The 18,275-nt window shown below is 71.6% G+C and carries 20 protein-coding genes and 3 pseudogenes; 15 read left to right on the top strand and 8 right to left on the bottom strand.

The features are described from left to right. The first annotated feature begins 7 nt into the window (after positions 1-7). The 6 genes from RMT89_RS04490 to RMT89_RS04465 are packed head-to-tail and all read left to right on the top strand — an operon-like array spanning position 8 to position 4,592. Positions 8-1,009, top strand: a complete 1,002-nt coding sequence (locus RMT89_RS04490; RefSeq protein ID WP_315882594.1) for a GDP-mannose 4,6-dehydratase — start codon at positions 8-10, stop codon at positions 1,007-1,009. 37 nt (positions 1,010-1,046) lie between these two features. Beyond that, the gene (locus RMT89_RS04485; RefSeq protein WP_315882593.1) at positions 1,047-1,760 is read left to right on the top strand and encodes a sugar phosphate nucleotidyltransferase; all 714 of its coding nucleotides are present in this window, start codon (positions 1,047-1,049) and stop codon (positions 1,758-1,760) included. A 7-nt stretch (positions 1,761-1,767) separates the two neighbouring features. Beyond that, on the top strand, positions 1,768-2,649 hold the full coding sequence (locus RMT89_RS04480; RefSeq protein WP_315882592.1) for an NAD(P)-dependent oxidoreductase: 882 nt from the start codon (positions 1,768-1,770) through the stop codon (positions 2,647-2,649). After that, positions 2,646-3,308, top strand: coding sequence for a spherulation-specific family 4 protein (locus RMT89_RS04475; RefSeq protein WP_315882591.1), 663 nt, complete (start codon positions 2,646-2,648; stop codon positions 3,306-3,308). The genes RMT89_RS04480 and RMT89_RS04475 overlap by 4 nt, the downstream gene beginning before the upstream one ends. Further along, a complete protein-coding gene (locus RMT89_RS04470; protein ID WP_315882590.1) occupies positions 3,305-4,087 on the top strand; it encodes an endo alpha-1,4 polygalactosaminidase in 783 nt (260 codons plus the stop codon). Before RMT89_RS04475 ends, RMT89_RS04470 begins: the two co-directional genes overlap by 4 nt. A gap of 28 nt (positions 4,088-4,115) precedes the next feature. Further along, positions 4,116-4,592, top strand: a complete 477-nt coding sequence (locus RMT89_RS04465; protein ID WP_315882589.1) for a molybdenum cofactor biosysynthesis protein — start codon at positions 4,116-4,118, stop codon at positions 4,590-4,592. Between the two features lie 9 nt (positions 4,593-4,601). Here RMT89_RS04465 and RMT89_RS04460 read toward each other — a convergent pair whose 3' ends face one another. The 7 genes and pseudogenes from RMT89_RS04460 to RMT89_RS04430 form a co-directional block, all read right to left on the bottom strand. Then, positions 4,602-5,972: an endo-1,4-beta-xylanase gene (locus tag RMT89_RS04460; protein ID WP_315882588.1), complete on the bottom strand. Its 1,371-nt coding sequence runs from the start codon at positions 5,970-5,972 to the stop codon at positions 4,602-4,604. A 165-nt stretch (positions 5,973-6,137) separates the two neighbouring features. Next, entirely contained in the window at positions 6,138-6,782 is a 645-nt protein-coding gene (locus RMT89_RS04455) for an SRPBCC family protein (RefSeq protein ID WP_315882587.1), read from the bottom strand. Beyond that, positions 6,775-7,128 (bottom strand): metalloregulator ArsR/SmtB family transcription factor, encoded by a 354-nt coding sequence (locus tag RMT89_RS04450; protein ID WP_315882586.1) that lies wholly within the window; start codon positions 7,126-7,128, stop codon positions 6,775-6,777. The genes RMT89_RS04455 and RMT89_RS04450 overlap by 8 nt, the downstream gene beginning before the upstream one ends. A gap of 40 nt (positions 7,129-7,168) precedes the next feature. Beyond that, positions 7,169-7,519 (bottom strand): hypothetical protein, encoded by a 351-nt coding sequence (locus RMT89_RS04445; protein ID WP_315882585.1) that lies wholly within the window; start codon positions 7,517-7,519, stop codon positions 7,169-7,171. 11 nt (positions 7,520-7,530) lie between these two features. Next, positions 7,531-8,316, bottom strand: a complete 786-nt coding sequence (locus tag RMT89_RS04440) for an alpha/beta fold hydrolase (protein ID WP_315882584.1) — start codon at positions 8,314-8,316, stop codon at positions 7,531-7,533. A 197-nt stretch (positions 8,317-8,513) separates the two neighbouring features. Beyond that, positions 8,514-8,705 (bottom strand): annotated as a pseudogene (locus RMT89_RS04435) (hypothetical protein); the annotation flags it as partial. A 179-nt stretch (positions 8,706-8,884) separates the two neighbouring features. Further along, positions 8,885-9,121, bottom strand: a complete 237-nt coding sequence (locus tag RMT89_RS04430) for a hypothetical protein (protein WP_315882583.1) — start codon at positions 9,119-9,121, stop codon at positions 8,885-8,887. A gap of 186 nt (positions 9,122-9,307) precedes the next feature. Between RMT89_RS04430 and RMT89_RS04425 the strand changes: the two genes are divergently transcribed. From RMT89_RS04425 to RMT89_RS04385, 9 genes and pseudogenes are all read left to right on the top strand, one after another. Further along, complete coding sequence (locus RMT89_RS04425; RefSeq protein ID WP_315882582.1) at positions 9,308-9,961, top strand: helix-turn-helix domain-containing protein; 654 nt, start codon at positions 9,308-9,310, stop codon at positions 9,959-9,961. Positions 9,962-9,969: 8 nt separating this feature from the next. Continuing rightward, a pseudogene (locus tag RMT89_RS04420) lies at positions 9,970-10,434 on the top strand (SDR family NAD(P)-dependent oxidoreductase); the annotation flags it as partial. Positions 10,435-10,486: 52 nt separating this feature from the next. Next, a pseudogene (locus RMT89_RS04415) lies at positions 10,487-11,038 on the top strand (zinc-binding dehydrogenase); the annotation flags it as partial. A gap of 192 nt (positions 11,039-11,230) precedes the next feature. After that, positions 11,231-12,586, top strand: a complete 1,356-nt coding sequence (locus RMT89_RS04410; protein ID WP_315882581.1) for an ATP-binding protein — start codon at positions 11,231-11,233, stop codon at positions 12,584-12,586. Beyond that, positions 12,583-13,005: a roadblock/LC7 domain-containing protein gene (locus tag RMT89_RS04405; protein WP_315882580.1), complete on the top strand. Its 423-nt coding sequence runs from the start codon at positions 12,583-12,585 to the stop codon at positions 13,003-13,005. The genes RMT89_RS04410 and RMT89_RS04405 overlap by 4 nt, the downstream gene beginning before the upstream one ends. After that, the gene (locus RMT89_RS04400) at positions 13,002-13,364 is read left to right on the top strand and encodes a DUF742 domain-containing protein (RefSeq protein WP_315882579.1); all 363 of its coding nucleotides are present in this window, start codon (positions 13,002-13,004) and stop codon (positions 13,362-13,364) included. Before RMT89_RS04405 ends, RMT89_RS04400 begins: the two co-directional genes overlap by 4 nt. Continuing rightward, positions 13,336-13,944 (top strand): ATP/GTP-binding protein, encoded by a 609-nt coding sequence (locus tag RMT89_RS04395; RefSeq protein ID WP_315882578.1) that lies wholly within the window; start codon positions 13,336-13,338, stop codon positions 13,942-13,944. Before RMT89_RS04400 ends, RMT89_RS04395 begins: the two co-directional genes overlap by 29 nt. Then, positions 13,941-15,179 carry a cytochrome P450 gene (locus tag RMT89_RS04390; protein ID WP_315882577.1) on the top strand — a complete coding sequence of 413 codons (1,239 nt, stop codon included), beginning with the start codon at positions 13,941-13,943 and terminating at the stop codon, positions 15,177-15,179. Before RMT89_RS04395 ends, RMT89_RS04390 begins: the two co-directional genes overlap by 4 nt. Further along, positions 15,176-16,411 (top strand): cytochrome P450, encoded by a 1,236-nt coding sequence (locus RMT89_RS04385; RefSeq protein ID WP_315882576.1) that lies wholly within the window; start codon positions 15,176-15,178, stop codon positions 16,409-16,411. Before RMT89_RS04390 ends, RMT89_RS04385 begins: the two co-directional genes overlap by 4 nt. A 127-nt stretch (positions 16,412-16,538) precedes the next feature. Here RMT89_RS04385 and RMT89_RS04380 read toward each other — a convergent pair whose 3' ends face one another. Beyond that, positions 16,539-18,047: a helix-turn-helix domain-containing protein gene (locus RMT89_RS04380; protein WP_315882575.1), complete on the bottom strand. Its 1,509-nt coding sequence runs from the start codon at positions 18,045-18,047 to the stop codon at positions 16,539-16,541. Positions 18,048-18,275: the final 228 nt, after the last annotated feature.

Raw genomic sequence — 18,275 nt, 5'->3', positions numbered from 1 at the left:
CCCCCAGTTGACCTCCGCACCGCTCGCCGCCGTCACCGGAGCCGAAGGCTTCATCGGCTCGCACCTCACCGAGGCGCTCGTCGCCTCCGGGCACCGGGTCAGGGCGATGGCCCAGTACAACTCCTTCTCCTCCTACGGCTGGCTGGAGACCCTGCCGGCGGACGTCCTGGACCACGTCGAGATCGTCCTCGGCGACGTCCGAGACCCCGGCTCGGTCCGCGGACTGATGGAGGGCGCCGACTGCGCCTACCACCTGGCCGCCCTTATCGCGATCCCGTACTCCTACCAGGCGCCGCACAGTTACGTGGACACGAATGTGACCGGCACCCTCAACGTCCTGGAGGCCGCCCGGTCCCTGGGCACACCCCGGCTGGTGCACACCTCCACCAGCGAGACGTACGGCACCGCGCAGACCGTGCCGATCACCGAGGACCACCCCATCAACACCCAGTCGCCGTACGCCGCTTCGAAGGCGGGCGGGGACCGGCTGGCCGACAGCTACCACGCGAGTTTCGGCACTCCCGTGGTGACCCTGCGGCCGTTCAACACCTTCGGTCCCCGGCAGTCGATGCGGGCGGTGATCCCCACGGTGATCGGTCAAGTGGCCGCCGGGGAACGGACGATCACTCTCGGCGATCTGCGTCCCACCCGGGACTTCACCTACGTCAAGGACACCGCGCAGGCCTTCCTCACGGTGGGCACCGCGCCCGCCGAGCAGGTGGTGGGCCGCACCTTCAACGCCGGTACCGGCGGCGAGATCTGCGTCGGCGACCTCGTCGCGCTGATCGGCAAGGTGATGGACACCGCCCTCGACGTACGCGAGGACCCCGAGCGGCTGCGGCCCGCCGCCTCCGAGGTGATGCGGCTGGTCGCGGACGCCTCCCGGCTCACCGCGGCCACCGGCTGGCAGCCCGCCCACACCCTGGAGGAAGGCCTCGCCCACACCGTGCAGTTCTTCCGCGACCCGGCCAACCTGGCCCGCTACAAGACCGGCATCTACAACATCTGAACCCCCCACCACGACGTTCCATGAAGGAGCAGTCACCATGTACGCAGTGATCCTGGCGGGTGGCAAGGGTGTCCGGCTGCGGCCCTACACCACGGCCCTGCCCAAGCCCCTCGTCCCCATCGGCGACCAGCACGCCATCCTGGAGATCGTGCTGCGCCAGCTCTCGGCGGCCGGCTTCACCCACTGCACCCTCGCCATCGGCCACCTCGGGGAGATCATCCGCGCCTACGTCGGCGACGGCTCCCAGTGGGGCCTGAAGGTCGCCTACGCCACCGAGGACAGCCCCCTGGGCACCATGGGCCCCCTGCTGTCGCTGCGCGACCAACTGCCGGAGACCTTCCTGGTGATGAACGGCGACATCCTCACCGACCTCGACTATGCCGACGTACTGCACCGGCACCGGGACTCGGGAGCGCCGCTGACCATCGCCACCTACGCGCGCAAGGTGCACATCGACTTCGGGGTGCTGACCACCGACGCCAGCAAGGTGGTCGCCTTCACCGAGAAGCCGAGCATGGACTACCGCGTCTCCATGGGCGTCTACGGACTCACCCGCGGCACGCTCGACGCCTACACCCCCGGGCTGCCGCTCGGCTTCGACGAGCTCGTCCTGGATCTGCTCACCGCCGGGCGGGCGCCGCACGCCTACGACTTCGACGGGTACTGGCTGGACATCGGCCGGCCCGACGACTACGACCGGGCGAACGCGGAGTTCACCAGCCGCAAGTCCCTTCTGCTCAAGGGAGCCTGAGCACCGTATGCGCATTCTCGTCCTGGGCTTCACCGGCTATCTGGGCGGCCATGTCGTCGAGCGACTGCGTGCCCTGCCGGGCACGCGGGTGCTCGGCGGCGGCCGCGCCTCCGACGCCGACCACCGCATCGACCTCGCCTCGGCCGACCCCGAACGGCTGGCGAAGACCCTGGCGTCGGCGGCACCCGGCGCCGTGGTCAACTGCGCCGGCGCCGTCGCCGGCGATGCCGTCACGCTCGCCGAGGTCAACACCCGCGGGCCCGCCGTCCTGTGCGCGGCACTGCGGGCGGCGGCACCGGCCGCGCGCCTGATCCATCTGGGCTCGGCCGCCGAGTACGGCCCCGGTGCCCCCGGCGTCCCGGTCACGGAATCGGCGCCGACCAGCCCGGTCGGCCTCTACGGCGCGACCAAGCTCGCGGGCACGGCGGCGATCGCCGCCTCCGGCCTGGACGCGGTGGTGCTCCGGGTGGGCAATCCGGTGGGGCCGGGGGCTCCGGCGACCGGGCTGCCCGGCCGGGTGGCGGCCCTGCTGCGCGAGGCGGGTCCGGTCCTGCGGCTCGGTGATCTGTCGGCCTACCGCGACTTCGTCGACGTACGGGATGTGGCACGGGCGGTGGAGCTGGCGGTGACCGCCACCGGCCCCTTGCCCTCCGTGCTGAACATCGGCGGCGGAACTGCGGTCCAGGTGCGTGAAGTCGTGGGCCGACTGGCCGAGTTGGCGGGCTTCCGGGGCCGTATCGGGGAAACCGCGCCCAGCTCGGCCCGTTCGGCTCAGGTGTCGTGGCAGTGCTCGGACATCACCGCCGCGCACGACACGCTCGGCTGGCGGCCGACCCGCACCCTGGAGGAGTCACTGAGCGCACTGTGGGAGGGCGGCCGAGCACCGTGAGTCTGCTGATTCCGCTGTACGTCCATCCGGCCGAGGATCCGGGTGCCTGGCACCGGCTGATCTCGGGCGCCGCCCGCACCTACGCGGTGGTCCTGAACCCGGCGAGCGGACCGGGCCGGGAGCCCGACCCGGCGTTCACGGCGGCGGCCGGTGCCCTGCGTACGGCGGGCGCCCGGCTGCTCGGGTACGCGGACACGGCGTACGGGCACCGCGATCCGGCGGAGGTCGTCGACGACATGCGCCGCCACCGGGAGTGGTACGCGGCCGACGGCTGCTTCCTCGACCGGGTGCCGGCGGAGCGGGCCGGCCTGTCGGAGTGCCGGAAGCTGGTCCGCTCCGTGCGCCGGGCCGGCGCCGGCACCGTGGTCCTCAATCCGGGCGTCCACCCAGCCCCCGGTTACGCCCGCCTCGCCGATCTGACGGTCACCTTCGAGGGGCACTGGTCGACGTACGTCTCGGCGTTCAGCCGCCCGGCGTGGACGACGCGGCAGCCGGCCGAACGGTTCTGTCATCTGGTGTACGGGGTGCCCGAGGCGCTGGTGCCGCTGGCCGTGCGGACCGCGCACGATCGGGGGGCGGCGGTGTCGGGGCCGGTCACGGGGGAACAGCCCAATCCCTGGGCCGACTTGACTCCCGCGCTGTCGGGAGCGGAGCGATGAGGAAGGCGGCTCTGGTCGCTTTGGCGGCCCTGATGACCGCGTGCTCCGGGACCGGAGACGGCGGCTCTCCCTCCTCCGCAGCCCCTTGGCAGCCGCGTCCCGGTCTGACCTGGCAGTGGCAGCTCGACGGCCGGGTGAATCCGTCGGTCGACGTGCCCGTGTACGACATCGACGGCTTCGAGAACTCCGCGGCGGACGTGGCCCGGCTGCACCGCGACGGACGCAAGGTCATCTGTTACATCAACGTCGGCGCCTGGGAGGACTTCCGCCCCGACAAGGACGCCTTCCCCGCCTCCGTCCTCGGCCGGCCCAACGGCTGGAAGGGCGAGCGCTGGCTGGACATCCGCCGGCTGTCCGTGCTCCGGCCGATCATGGAGCGCCGCTTCGACATGTGCCGTGACAAGGGATTCGACGCCGTCGAGCCCGATCTGGTGGAGGGGTACGGCAATGACACCGGCTTCCCGCTGACCGCGCGGGACCAGCTCCGCTACAACCGCATGATCGCGGAGATCGCCCACCGGCGCGGGCTGTCCGTCGGGCTCAAGAACGATCTGCCCCAAATCCCCCAGCTGGTCCGGTACTTCGACTTCGCTGTCAACGAGGAGTGCGCCCAGTACGACGAGTGCGGGGAGCTGAAGCCGTTCATCGCGGCGGGCAAGGCGGTCTTCCATGTGGAGTACGCCGAGCCGACCGCCGCCTTCTGCCCCGACTCGCGGCGGCTGAAGCTGTCGTCGATGCGGAAGAAACCGGCGCTGGGGGTGTGGCGGGCGCCGTGCTGACCAGGACGGCCGTCCGTAGGGTGAGGACATGCGTATAGAGGTGGTGCAATTGCTGGTCTCGCCCCTGCACCGGCTCGCGGGACGGCCCGTCGACGGGCTGCCGCCGGAGCCGGACGGGGAGCTCGTGGAGCGGGCCGAGGTGCGCGAGGGGCTCGGTCTGGTCGGCGACCGGTACTTCGGGCAGCGGGCGCACCGGGACGCGTCAGTGACGTTGATGAGCGCGGAGAACCTGCCCGCCGACTCTGTGGACCTACGGGAGACCCGGCGCAATGTCCTGCTGCGGGGCGTCGACGTCGACTCCCTCGTCGGGTCGGTCATCAGCCTGGACTGCGGTGAGGGGCCGGTGACATTGACGGTGAACCGTCCGGCCCGGCCCTGCGCCTGGATGGACGTGACCATCGGGCCGGGAGCCCAGCGCGCGCTGCGCGGGAAGGGCGGTGTGCGATGCACCCCGCTGTCGGACGGGGTGCTCGCAGTCGGACCGGCGACGTTCCGGGTGCAGTGACGCGGGCCGTCAGGACGCCGTGCAGGAACCCAGCACGGGCGCCGCGCTGGTGCCGTTCTTCATGACGGTGAAGCCGAAGCTCGTGGACGCCCCGGCGGCCAGGCTGCCGTCGCCGTTGGGGCGCATCGTCATGACGTTGCCGGAGCTGTCCCAGGTGGGCGAGCCGTTCCAGGTCGCGGAGATCTTCTGCGGTGGGGTGACCGTGACGGTCGTCGCCCAGCTGGTGATCGCCGAACTGCCCGCGGTGACGGTCACCCTGCCGTTGAAGCGGTCACTCCACTCTTCCTGCTTGCTGTACGTCACGGAACAGGACGCGGTGCCCCCGCCCCCGCCGCCCGATCCGGATCCGCCGAGCGCGGTCAGTACGGCCGTGTAGGCGGGCTTCTTGTTGTAGTTGCCGTCGAACAGCAGGGGCGTTCCGGAGGCGCGCCAGGAGTACTTGTCGGTGACACCCCAGACGGTGATGCCGGTGCAGCGGCTGACGGCGAGACAGGCCTTCACGACGTTGCCGTAGCTGGTCGCCTGGGCGGTGCCGGAGCCCTCGATGTCCAGCTCGGTGATCTGGACGTCGACGCCGAGGTCGGCGAAGCGCTGCAGGTTCGCCTGGTAGTCGGAGGGTACCGGGGAGGCGCTGTTGAAGTGGGACTGGAAGCCGACGCAGTCGATCGGCACGCCGCGTGCCTTGAAGTCGCGGACCATGTTGTAGACGGCATTGCTCTTCGCGTTGACGCCGTCGGTGTTGTAGTCGTTGTAGCAGAGCTTGGCGGCCGGGTCGGCGGCGCGGGCGGTGCGGAACGCCTCCTCGATGAAGCCGTTGCCGAGCTTGTCCTGGAAGGGCGAGCTGCGCCGGGCTCCGCTGGAACCGTCCTGGAAGGCCTCGTTGACGACGTCCCAGGAGTCGATCTTGCCCTTCCAGCGCGTCATGACCTGGGTGATGTGGTTGTTCATCGCCGTCCTGAGGTCGGCGGTGCCCAACGAGCCGACCCAGCTGGGCAGTTGGGAGTGCCAGACCAGGGTGTGGCCGCGGACCTTCATGCCCCGGCTCTGGGCGTGGTTGACGATCTGGTCGGCGGGGCCGTAGGTGAAGTTGCCGCGGCTGGGCTCGACCGCGTCCCACTTCATCTCGTTCTCGGGGGTGACCGAGTTGAACTCGGTGTTGAGGGTCGAGGCGTAGGCGGCTTCGCCGAGGCGGTTCGCGGCGACGGCGGTGCCGAAGTAGCGGCCCTTCTCGGCCGCGGCGGCCCCGAGGGTGCTCGCCGCCTGCGCCGTGCCCGACAGGGCGGTGACGCCGGCGGCGGCGAGCAGGCCCGCGAGGCCGAGGACGAGGGTGGTGCGAGCGGTGCGTTTGGGGGCCTTGCGGATGGACGTGCGGGTAACCATCTAGTCCCCTTCTCCAGGTCCGAAAGTTTCGGACAGATTTCCGAATGGCGTCGCAGACCATAGGGGCAACCTGATGCACCGTCAACGGTTCGCGCGACATCCGGCGCCTCGCAGAGGCTCTCCTGACCCCTCGGCAACGGTTTCGGCTTCGAAAGTTTCGAGCCCTCAGGAAGGAGATTGGGTCCCGGTGTAGAAGGCGATCGTCGCCGCAGTGGTGGACTCCACGGCCTCCGCGTCCACGCCCGAGGCGGCGTACGCGGCACCCCACAACTCGCCCGAGCGGGTGTGACACGCCTTGCCCTCGTCGGACATCGCCCACTCCCGCGCCTGCTCCGGGCTGAACCCGCCGCCCGCGAGATGCATACCGAGCCCGAGGAGCACCATGTCCCAGCCGACCCCGGTGGCGCCGGGACCGTACTGCCCCCAGAACTCCTCCGGAACGACCGCCACATGCTCCAGTTCGAGGACGGTGCGCTCCTCGCCTTCCGGCGTCAGGCGCACCACGACCTCGCTGAACCCCGGGTCGGGACCGAACAGCCAGCTGACCCGCAGCAGGTTCGGCTCGTCGCACTGGAGGATCTCGCCGCCGGCCTGGCCCTGCAGCTGGTAGCGTCCGCCGACCTTGAACTCGCCGCTGACCGGCAGGAACCAGCGCGCGATCCGCTCGGGGGAGGTCACCGCGTCCCACACGTCGGCGACTTCGGCGTCGTACGACCGCCGCAGCAGCACCGTACGCGCCTCTCCCGCCTCGGCCTGCCGGGTGCCGACCTCGCGGTGCAGCCGATTGATCTCGTCGACGATGTCAGTCATCCTTGCTCACTTCCTCTGTGCGTCTGCGCTCGCGCTTGCCCCGCGCGAGCTCCGTCCCGAGCGCGTCGAGCCGCTGTTCCCAGAACCCCCGGAACCGTTCCAGCCAGTCGTCCACCTGGCGCAGCGGTGCGGCGTCCACGGCGTACAGCCGCCGGGTGCCTTCCGCCCGCACGGACGCGAAGCCGTTCTCCCGCAGCACTTTCAGGTGCTGGGACACGGCCGGCTGTGAGATCCCGAACTCCTCCTGGATGGCGGCGCCGATCGCGCCCGATGCCTGCTCACCCGTGGCGAGCAGCTCCAATATCCGGCGCCTGACCGGATCCCCCAGAACATCGAAGGCGTGCACGGATCCGACTATGCCACCCGCGGCTTATATAAGGCAACTCTTAAATAGAGACGCGGTGACCACCTCCATTGGGGACGTCCTCCAGGCGTTGTCCGGGCGGTTCGTAGAACGCGTACAGGGCGCCGGTGGCCGCCGGCGGCCGCAGTTCCGGCGCGGTGAAGGAGGCCCGGGCGATGCCGGCCCGGCCCTCGCGGACCGGCTCGGCGTTGCGGCGGACGGCCCGTCCCGCGGCCGTGGCCGATCGGTCCACGGCCGTGATCGTGCCGGTCTTCAGCAGCGGACAGACGAGTTGTACGGCCACTCCGCCGCAGCCGATCTCCAGCAGGCGGTCGGCCGGGCATACGTCGAGGAGGGCGACCGCCTGTCTGACGCGTTCCGGAACCGCTGCCATGGACGTGCCTGTCAGGCGGGCGATGACACCGTCACGAAGGAGTCGATCGCCTCGGTCAGCTCCTTCGGCTTCTCCACCGGGAGTTCGTGGCCCGCGTCGATGATGCGCACCAGGGCGCCGGGGCAGGCCTTGGCCATGCGGAGCATCTGGGTGACCGGCAGTTGGAGGTCGTGGTAGCCGTGCACCATCAGGGTGGGGACGCGGATCTCGCCGAGGCGGTCGAGGACGTCGAAGGCACGCATGGCGCCGTAGAGCGTCATGACGACCTCGCGGGGTGTGGCCGCGGAGGCGCGGATGTACTCGCGGATCTCCGCGCGGGGATAGCCGGGGGCGAAGGCGCGCTGGATGTTGGCGGCCACGAACAGCTTGAAGGGGACGAGGGTCGAGGCGGCCATCAGCAGGCCACGGCCGCGGCTGTACGTCATCCGGCCGATGGAGTTCACCAGCACCAGGCGCTCCACCCGCTCGGGATGGGCCAGGGTGATCGTCTGGGCGATCATGCCGCCCATCGAGTGGCCGACCAGGACGCACCGCTGGATCTCCAGGTGGTCGAGGAGGGCGAGGACGTCGGCGGCCAGCTCCTCGATGGTGCGTACGCCCGCTCCGCCGCTCTCCCCGTGTCCGCGCAGGTCGAGACGGACCACGCGCCGCCGCCCGGCGAAGTGGGCCGTCTGGTGGTCCCAGCGGTGCCGGTTCGCCGTCCAGCCGTGGATGAAGACCAGGGGCGCCTCGGCGCTGTCGCGGGGGCCCTCGTCGTCGTACGTCAGAGCTGCGCCGTCGACTGCGAGCTGCGGCATGGGGCCTCCTGCGTCCGGTCCGGTTACTGGCCGGTACGGTAGCCGGTCGTCCGGCCCGCCGTCACCGGTCCACGGAGGGTCAGTGACGCTGAAGAGCGTTCAAGCGGGCGGCCTGCCGCGTCAGGTGGTCGCGTTCGGCGAGGTTGGGCGCCTTCCGGGCCGCCTCCGCGTACAGCCGTGCCGCTGTCGTCAGGTCAACGGACCCAGGCCCCCTCCGGGGCCAGCGCCTGCCCGTCGACGAACTCGCCGGTCTTCTCCAGCCGGTCCGCGAAGTCCCGCATGTACTGCACGTGGGCCGAGATCTCCTCCGGCGTCCACTGGTCCATCGGTACGTCGTTCACTGCAGCCGGGGCGCCGCGGTAGTGCTTCAGAAGCAGGTACTTGGCCATGGTCTGTCTCCTGGGTGCTGGTGCGACCCATTGTGGTCGCGTTCACCACGGGGACGGAGCCACTCGTAGGTTCTCGACATCACCGGCAGAACTCTTTTCGGGATCTTCGCCCCAGACGGCAAAGGGCCCGGACACCGCGTGCCGCTGCGATGTCCGGGCGGGCCTGCGGGAGGTTGGCGTCAGCCGCCGCTGAGGCGGGAGCGCAGCAGTTCCTTTCCCAGTTCCGCGCCCTTGCGGCTGTCCGCCTGGGCCTTGCGGAACAGGTCCGCGACCTCGGTGTCCTTGTCGCGTTCCGCGTCCTGGATGTACGTCTCCAGGCGCAACGCGTTGTTCAGGCACGCCTCCACGTACCAGATCAGGTTGTAGTCCTTGTCCGGCGTACCGGTCACGCCGCCGGTCTCGGCACTGCTGGCCATCCGGGCCCCCTTCCTCGGTCGGGCCGGGGCCTGATCGGCCCCGTCTGTCGTTGCGCGCCGGGTACCCGCCCTGACCGCGGCCAGTCAGCCCAGACGAATGTCTCAGTGGGACACAAGTCTCACCGGGACTCATGTCCTAATGGGACTCATGTCCCAATGGGACATCACAGGGGTACCGTGAAGAACATGAAGGCAACGGAGCCCCCCGCACCGGAGGACCGCCGGCGGCGCAAAGCGCGCCGGACCCGGGACGCGCTCGCCACCGCCGCCCTGGACCTGATCCTGGAGCGCGGCCTGGCCGGCACCACCGTGGAGGAGATTGCCGAGCGCGCGGACGTCACGCGCCGCACCTTCAGCCGGCACTTCGCCGGCAAGGAGGACGCGGCCCTGGACTTCGTCCGAGGCGACGGCGACCGCATCAACACCCTGCTGCGCGCCCGCCCGGCCGGGGAGCCGCCGCTGCTGGCCTACCGGCTCGCGGTGCGCGCCTGGCTCGCCGACCAGGAGAACCCGGCCTGGCACCTGCGCCCGCGGATGCGCCGGTTGCTGACCCTCGTGGACCGCGAGCCCGCGCTGTTCGCCGCCTATGAACGCATCCGGGTCGACGCCCAGGAGGAGTCGATCCGGATCATCGCCGACCGGCTCGGCACCGACGACCTGCGGGACATGCGCCCGGCCGTCGTGGTCGACGCCGCCGCCGGCGTCCTGACCGCCGCGCTGCGCACCTGGGCGCGCCGGGAACCGGGAGCCGCAGACCTCGCCGCACTGGTGGAGCAGGCCTACGACGCCCTCACAGCGGAGGCCGCGTCCGCGGTCTCGCACCGCACTGCCGAAAGGTGAGCAGCACCATGAGCACCCCTCCCCTCACCGACCCCTCCACCGAGTTCGCCGGGCACAGCGCCCTGGTCACCGGCGCCGCGTCCGGCATCGGTCTGGCCACCGCCCGCCGCCTCGGGGCCGGCGGCGCGCAGGTCGTGATCGCCGACTTCAACGCCGAGGGCGCCGAGAAGGCCGCCGCCGAGCTGACGGCCGAGGGCCTCTCGGCCGCGGCCGTCGAAGTGGACGTCACCCGACCCGAGTCCGTGGAAGCGGCCGTGGAGTTCGCCGTCGACACCTTCGGCGGCCTGGACCTGGCGGTCAACAACGCCGGTATCGGCGGCCCGAGCGCACCCACGGGCGTGTACGACATCGCCGCCTACGACCGCGTGGTACGCACCAACCTCGACGGTGTCTTCTACTCGATGCGCTACGAACTGCCCGCCATCGAGGCCGGCGGCAAGGGCGGCGCGATCGTCAACGTCGCCTCCATCCTCGGCTCGGTCGCCTTCGCCGGCTCCCCCGCCTATGTCGCCGCCAAGCACGGACCAGTCGCTGCCCAAGCTGGTGCCCGGCTCGACCGCGGTCGTCATCGGCACCGGCGGGCTCGGCCATGTGGCGATCCAGCTGCTGCGGACGCTCACGCCCGCCCGGGTGATCGCCCTGGACGTGAGCGAGGACAAGCTGCGTCTCGCGCGTGAGGTCGGCGCCCATGAGGCGGTGCTGTCCGACGGGCGGGCCGCGGGCGCGGTGCGGGAGCTGACCGGCGGGCTCGGTGCCGAGGCGGTGTTCGACTTCGTCGGCGCGCAGCCGACGCTCACCACCGCGGGCGCCGTCGCGGCCGTCGAGGGCGATGTCACCATCGTCGGCATCGGTGGCGGGGCGCTGCCGGTCGGGTTCGGGCGGCTGCCGTTCGAGGTGTCGGTGAGTGCGCCGTACTGGGGCAGCCGCGGCGAGCTCGTCGAGGTGCTGGCGCTGGCCCGGTCCGGGGCGGTGTCGGTGCGCACCGAGACGTTCTCGCTGGACGAGGCTCCGCTCGCCTACGAGCGGCTGCACTCCGGCAGGATCAACGGGCGGGCGGTGATCCTCCCGAACAGCTGATCCTGTTTCAACTCGCCTGAACCATACGGCAATTCAGACAGTTGACGCAGAAGTGAACAGAGAGCGGGCAGATTCGGAGCGAAGTACCCATCGACCGTGCGAGAGCGGTCGATGACGGTGTGTACTGTGCTGCGAGCGCCTCATGAGGGGTCCTCGCACTCACCCCTGCCCACTCCTCTGGATACCGATTCGATGATCGAACTACCGGACCTGGCCGTCGGCGGTCTGGCCGTCGGCACACTGTCCGCGCTCGCCCTCGGCGGCGGGCTGCTCCGGTCGCGGCGGCAACGGGCCGTGCAGCGCGACGAGATCGCCGCGCTGCGCGCCCATCTCGACGGCGTGGTGCAGACGTTCGCAGCCGAGGTCGAGCATCTGGCGGCGAAGCGCGTTCCCGCCGCCGCCCGCCAGCTGGCGCATCCCCATGTCACCGTGCCGGGTCCCCTCCAGCTCCGGGCGGCCGGTTCCTCGCTCGGCGTCGCGATGGAGAACGTACTGAACCAGCTGCGTGTCGAACTCACCGCGCAGCACCTGCGCGTCGATGCCGCCGCCCAGGCCGGGATGCGCGGGGCCACCCGGGAGATCCAGGCCGCGCTGTACCGGCTCCAGGACGCCCTGCGCGGCCTTCAACAGCAGTACGACGACCCCGAGTTGGCGCAGACGCTGTTCGAACTGGACCATGAGAACGAGCAGTCGCTGCGGCGCGCGCAGGTGGCCGCCGTGGTGTGCGGGGCCTGGGTGGGGCTGGCCCGTGAGGAGTCCCACCTGGTGGACGCGGTGACCGGCGGCCAGGCCCGGCTCGCGGGCTACCACCGGGTCCAGGTCCACAACCACCTGCGGCCCGGCACCGCCCTGGTCTCGCACGCCGTCGAACCGGTCGCCATCATCGTCGCCGAACTGCTGGACAACGCGCTGCGGCACTCCGCGCCGGACACGGACGTCGTCGTCAACCTGGAACACGTCCACCACGGCGTCTGCGTCACCGTCGACGACTCGGGCCTCGGCATGACGCAGGACGAACGGGCCCGCGCCCAGCGGATGGTGGCCGGCACCGAGCCGATCCTGCTCACCGACCTCGGCGATCCCCCGCGCATGGGCCTCGCCGCGATCGGCCAGCTGACCCGCCAGTTCGACCTGACCGTGGACCTGTCCTCGCCCTCTCCCTACGGCGGCGTCCGGGCGGTCCTGCGCGTCGACAGCCACCTGCTGACCCGTATCGACCCCGAGGAACAGCCCCCGGCCGCCAGCGCCCCGCGCCCGACGCGCCGTACGCAGGACGACGAGCGTGCGCCCAGCACCTCGCACGACTACGTACCCGAACCGGAGACCCACGCCCCGCAGCCCACCGCCGACGGCCTGCCTCAGCGCCGCCGCCGCACCAGAGCGGCCGCCGCCGAGACGGCCGTACCCGAGCAGCGTCCGCCCGCACGGCGTCCCGAGGAGGCCGCCGCCGCGCTCGGCGCGCTCCAGGCCGCCACCGCCGCGGCACGTTCCGAGACCGCCGAGCACGACACCGAACGCGACGACCACGAAGGGGGCACGGCCCGATGACCGGCCGCGAAGCAGGAGACACGGCGTGGGTTCTGGATCCGATCCTTGAGGTGCCGCATGTCGTGGCCGCCGTGCTGCTCACCCGGGACGGACTCGTCACCGGGTACACGGACGCGCTCTCCCAGCCGTCGGCCGAGCGGGTGGCCGCCATCACGAGCACCGTGCAGGGGGCGTGCCGTACGGCCGCGGCGGCGTTCGCCGACCGGGAGGGGGCCGAGGTGCGGCAGGTGGTCATCGAGTCGGACCACGGGTACGTGCTGATCGTGCCGACCGACCACGGCACCTGTGTCGCCGCCTACGGCGACGGCGAGGTGCGCCTGGATCTGCTCGCCCACCGGGTGCACTCCCAGGTGGCACGGCTCGGCGAGAAGGCGATGGCCGCGGCGCCCCGAGGAGCCGACGGCGGCGCGCCGGCATGACAGGACGCCCGGGCGGCCGTCCTCTGGTCCCGGCGTATCTGTCGACCGGCGGCGTGGCCCGGCCCAGCCGCCCCCACCTGGAGCGGCTCTCGGTCCTCACCGGCAGCGGCGAACCCGCGCCGACCGGACTGCCCGCCGCCGAACTCGCCCTGCTGGACGCCCTGGACGGCGGCTCCCTGACGGTGGTGGAGGCGGCGGCGCACCTACGGCTTCCGGTCTCCGCCGTGCGGGTCCTGGCCGGCGCGCTGCTGGACCGGAACCTGGTCCTCGCCCGCGCCCCGATCCCCACCGCCGAACGCTTCGACCCCGACCTGCTGAAGAGAGTGGCCGATGGCCTTCGCGCCCTCAAGCACGACTAGCGGCATCCACCTGCCCGACACCGCCCGCGACCTGGTGAAGATCCTGGTCGCGGGCCCCTTCGGGGTGGGCAAGACCACGCTGATCGACTCCGTCTCCGAGATCCGGCCGCTGCACACCGAGGAGCGGCTCAGCGAGGCGTCCGCCCCGGTCGACGACCTGGCCGGGGTGCGGGAGAAGTCGACGACCACCGTCGCCATCGACTTCGGCCGGATCAGCCTCAACGACGGAATCGTGCTCTATCTCTTCGGCACACCCGGCCAGGAACGGTTCCGTTCCCTGTGGGACGACATCGCCTACGGGGCGCTCGGCGCGCTGGTGCTGGTCGACAGCCGCCGGATCGACGCCTCCTTCGACGTGCTCGGACTGGTCGAGGAGAGCGGGCTGCCGTACGCCGTAGCCTTCAACGCCTTCCCCGACGCGCCGAGCCACTACACCGAGGCGCAGTTGCGCGCCGCGCTGGACCTGGAGGCGGGCACGCCGCTGGTGACGTGCGACGCACGCGACGCGCACTCCTCCATCGACGCGCTGCTCGCGCTGGTCCAGCACCTGATCGACCGCCACCCTCCGGAGAACCGGTGACCACCTACCCCGCCGCCCAGCAGACCTTCTCCCGCTCCGCGCCCGTGCGGCTGTGGGAGGACGGCTTCGCGCTCGACCCCTATCGCTACTACGACGATCTGCGCGCCCAAGGCCCGGTCGGCTGGGCCGAGTTGGCACCGGGCGTACCGGCGTACGTCGTCACCGACCGGCGTGCCGCGCTGGATCTGCTGCACGACACCGAGACGTTCTCGCACGACCCGCGGCCGTGGGAGGCGACCGTCGCCGACGACTCGCCGGTGCTCGGCATGATGCGCTGGCGGCCCAACACCCTGTTCGCCGACGGCGCTGATCATGTCCGCTACCGCACCACCCTGATCGACACCTTCGACCGGGTCGAGCCGCATGACCTGCGGGCCCGGGTGCACCGCTCGGTGCGGCTCCTGGTGGGCCGGATCGGGCCGAAGGGCGAGGCGGATCTGGTGGGCGACTTCGCCCGGCCGCTGATGGCGCTCGTCTTCAACAACCTGTTCGGGCTGCCCGACAGTGCGAGCGACCGGCTCAACGCCGCGCTGGGCAAGATGATGGAGGGCGGGTCCGAAGCCGCCGAGGGCGAGGCGGAGTACGGCGGCTATGTGCTGGAGCTGATCGCCGCCAAGGCCGAACGGCGCGGCGAGGACCTGCCGAGCTGGCTGCTGGACCATCCGGCCGGGCTCACCCCGGAGGAGGTCACCTGGCAGGTCTTCCTCACCCTGGGCGCCGGACACGAACCGACGGCGAACCTGGTGTCCAACGCGCTCTCCCGCATCCTCGGCAACCCCTCCTACTACTCCACCCTCACCAGCGGCGCCCGCCCCGTGATGGACGCCGTGGTGGAGGTGCTGCACCACGAGACGCCGCTGGCGAACTACGGCGTCCACTACGCCCGCCGGCCCGTGACCTTCCACGGGGCGTGGATCAGGGCCGCGGTCCCGGTCGTCATCTCCTACGGAGCGCTCGCGCACGCCGCCGAGCAGGACCACGGCGGCCACCGGCAACCCGGTGACGCCTCGCACCTGTCCTGGTCGGCGGGCCCGCACGCCTGCCCGGTCAAACAGCACACGCTGCTCATCGCGACCGAGGCGATCGAGCGGCTCACCCAGTGGCTGCCCGATCTCGAACCCGTCCTGCCGCGCGAGCGTCTGACCTGGCGGCCGGGCCCGTTCCACCGCTCGCTGACCTCCCTGCCCGTGCGGTTCAGCCCCCGCTCCCCCGATCTGCCTGGAGGCCCGTCGTGACCGTGACCGACCGCACCGAACGCTTCGCCCTCGACCCGTTCGGATCCGACATCGCCGCCGAGTCGGCCCGGCTGCGCGCCCTCGGCCCGATCGTCCCGGTGGACCTGCCCGGCGGGATCCCGGCCTGGGCGCCGACCGGCTACGACACCCTCAAACAGCTGATCCTCGATCCTCGGGTCAGCAAGGACCCCCGCAAACACTGGAGGCTGTGGCCCGAGATCGGCGAACACCCCTCCTGGGGCTGGATCCTGGGCTGGGTCGGCGTGGTCAACATGCTCTCCACCTACGGCCCCGACCACACGCGGCTGCGCAAGCTGGTGGCGCCCAGCTTCACCCAGCGGCGCACCGAGGCGATGCGGTCCCGGGTCGAGGCGATCACCGCGGAGCTGCTCGACAAGGTGGCCGAGACCGGCGACGGCGTCGTGGACATCAAGGCGGCCCTCGCCCACCCCCTCCCTCTGCGATTCATCTGCGAACTCTTCGGCGTGCCCGACGAGTTGGTGGCCGACACCACCCGGCTGATCGCGGCCATCATGGACACCTCGGACCCCTCCCCCGAGCACGCCGCGTTCGTGCAGCAGCAGATCGGCACGGTGCTGCCCGCGCTGATCGCCCACCGCAGCGAGCATCCCGGTGATGATCTGACGACCGAGCTGATCCGGGTGCGCGACGAGGACGGCGACCGGCTCAGCGACGAGGAACTGCTGTACACGCTGCTGCTGGTGATCGGAGCCGGGTTCGAGACGACGGTCAACCTCATCGGCAACGCGGTCGTCGCGCTGCTCAGCCACCCCGAGCAGCTGGCCGCCGTGCGGTCCGGGGAGATCGGCTGGGACGCGGTCGTCGACGAGACCCTGCGGGTCCACCCCTCGATCGCCTCGCTGCCGCTGCGGTTCGCGGTCACCGACATCGAGGTCGGGGGTGTCACCATCCCGGCCGGGGACGCCATCATCACGACGTACGCCGCCGCGGGCCTCGATCCGGCGCACTACGGCCCGGACGCGGACGCCTTCGACGCGGCGCGCGGAGCGGACGACCACATGGCGTTCGGTATCGGTGTGCACCGCTGCATCGGCGCCCCGCTGGCCCGTGTGGAGGCGATGACGGCTCTGCCGGCCCTGTTCGACCGGTTCCCGGGCATGCGGCTCGCCGTCGAGACGGACGAACTGCGTCAGGTGCCGTCGTTCATCGCCTTCGGCTGGCAGGAGATCCCGGTGCTGCTGGGCGACTGACCCGGAGGAGGCCGCGCGAGGGCCGACCGGTCCCCCGTTCCGGTCGCGCCCCCGCGGCTCGTCGAACTTACGTCCAGGGCACGGTGCTTGTGAACCGCGTTGATGCCCGCTGCGGGGGGCGCGGGGCTCACCTGTGCACAAGTGAGTCCGGTTCGCCCCGCTTCACGCCGTGGAGGATGGGCTGATCGAGGTCGCCCGCCGCCAGATGAGCGAGCACGACCTCGTACAGGTCGCCACCGCCGACGAGGAGCTGCCGTTCGAGCACCGGTTCCGCGGCGCGGACATGGTCGCGCACCGTCTGCGCGTGCACACCCAGGGTCGTCGCGGCCCGCTCGGCGTTGCCGCCTGCCGCGATCCAGGTGCGCAGGGTGCGCCGCAGGTCCCGGGCGTCGGTGTCCAGACGGGCCAACAGGTCGTGCGCCCAGGCCCGCATGGCGGGGCCGGTGAGAAGGGCGCCGAGGTCGGCGGGTGCGGGGGCCGGGCTGTCCTGGCTGTGCTCCAGGCTCTCCTGGGTGTTGAGCGCGAGATGGACGACCGCGCGGGCGGTGAGGTCCGAGAAGTCAGTCCCCAGCAAGGCCTCCACGCGTTCCATCCGGGCGCGGACGGTGTTGCGGCTGACGCCGAGGACCTTCGCCGCGCTGACGGCGGTGAACTCCAGGCCGAGACGGGTGGTGGCGAGCAGCTCGGCATGCGTGTGGTGGGGCAGACGGCCGAGCGGACCCAGCAGCCGGGCCGTCCAGCCGTGCAGCGCGGCGGGGCCCATCAGGCGCTCGGGGTGGGTGCGTTCGGCGTACACGGCCGCCTTGTCGGGGCGGAAGTGCGCCACGGCCAACGCGCTCACGGCCTGCCCGTAGGCGGTCGCGGTCCGGGCGAGGCTGTGCCGGGCGCTGCCGCCGAGGAAGACGCGGGGGCGAGGGCCGATCAGCGAGCGCAGGGCACTGGCCGCGGCCTCGCGCGGGGTTACGACGATCACGTGCTCGTCCATGGCGGGACAGCGCACGACCAGCGCCTGCTCGCCGGTCGCGTCCAGGCACTCCTCGGCGAGCCGGTCGCGTTCCTCGGGACGGCTCTCGACGACGTAGACGCTGGCGGTGTCCGTGTCGAGCAGCCCCGGCCACAGGCCCGCGGCGACCCGGCGGGCGGCGACGGTGTCCTCGACCATCAGCAGCTGCAGGATCGCCAGGCGCAGATCGGAGGTGGCGCGTTCGAGGCGGTGCCCGGCGACGGTCGACTCATGGGCCCTGAGCAGCAGTTCGAGAGCCTGGACGGTGTGGGTGACGATCTCGGAGGCCCGCCGGTCGAAGGGGACCGTACGGGACACGGTCAGCACGCCCGCAGGCGCCGCCACCCGGACCAGCCGCAGATGACGCCCGGGCCCCTCCCACGCGGCGGAGGCGATCCGTCCGGCCACGATGTCCCCGAGCAGATCCTCGAACGGCCCGCTGTCCAGCGAGGTCCCCGCGAGTACGGTGCCGGAGTCGTCGTGCAGACAGGCCGTACCGTCCACGGCGGCAGCGAGCCAGGAGACGACCTGCCGGACGCTCTGCCCGCCGGGCCGCAGCAGATCGAGCAGCTCCCGCTCCCAGGCCGCGCCCTTCACCTCCGCACGACGGATCCCGTCCTCTCGGCCAGCCACGATCGGCCTTCCTCACCCTTCGTCCCGCTCTCGACATACCGGTTCGGGACGCTACCTCACACCCGCCGAACCGGCCGCCGACGCTCACAGCGAGGACGGGTGCCCAGGGCGGAGCGGTTCAGGCGCCTCGGACCCGGACATGCGGATGACCATCGCCGGGAAACGCGGGCGGTGCGGCCGGAAGAAGACCGGAAAAGTTGTAGCTCCTCGGGGGTGCGTGCGGCCATG

The organism is Streptomyces sp. P17 (assembly GCF_032436805.1).
GTDB lineage: Bacteria > Actinomycetota > Actinomycetes > Streptomycetales > Streptomycetaceae > Streptomyces.
This window is presented reverse-complemented; position numbering and strand designations above follow the sequence as displayed.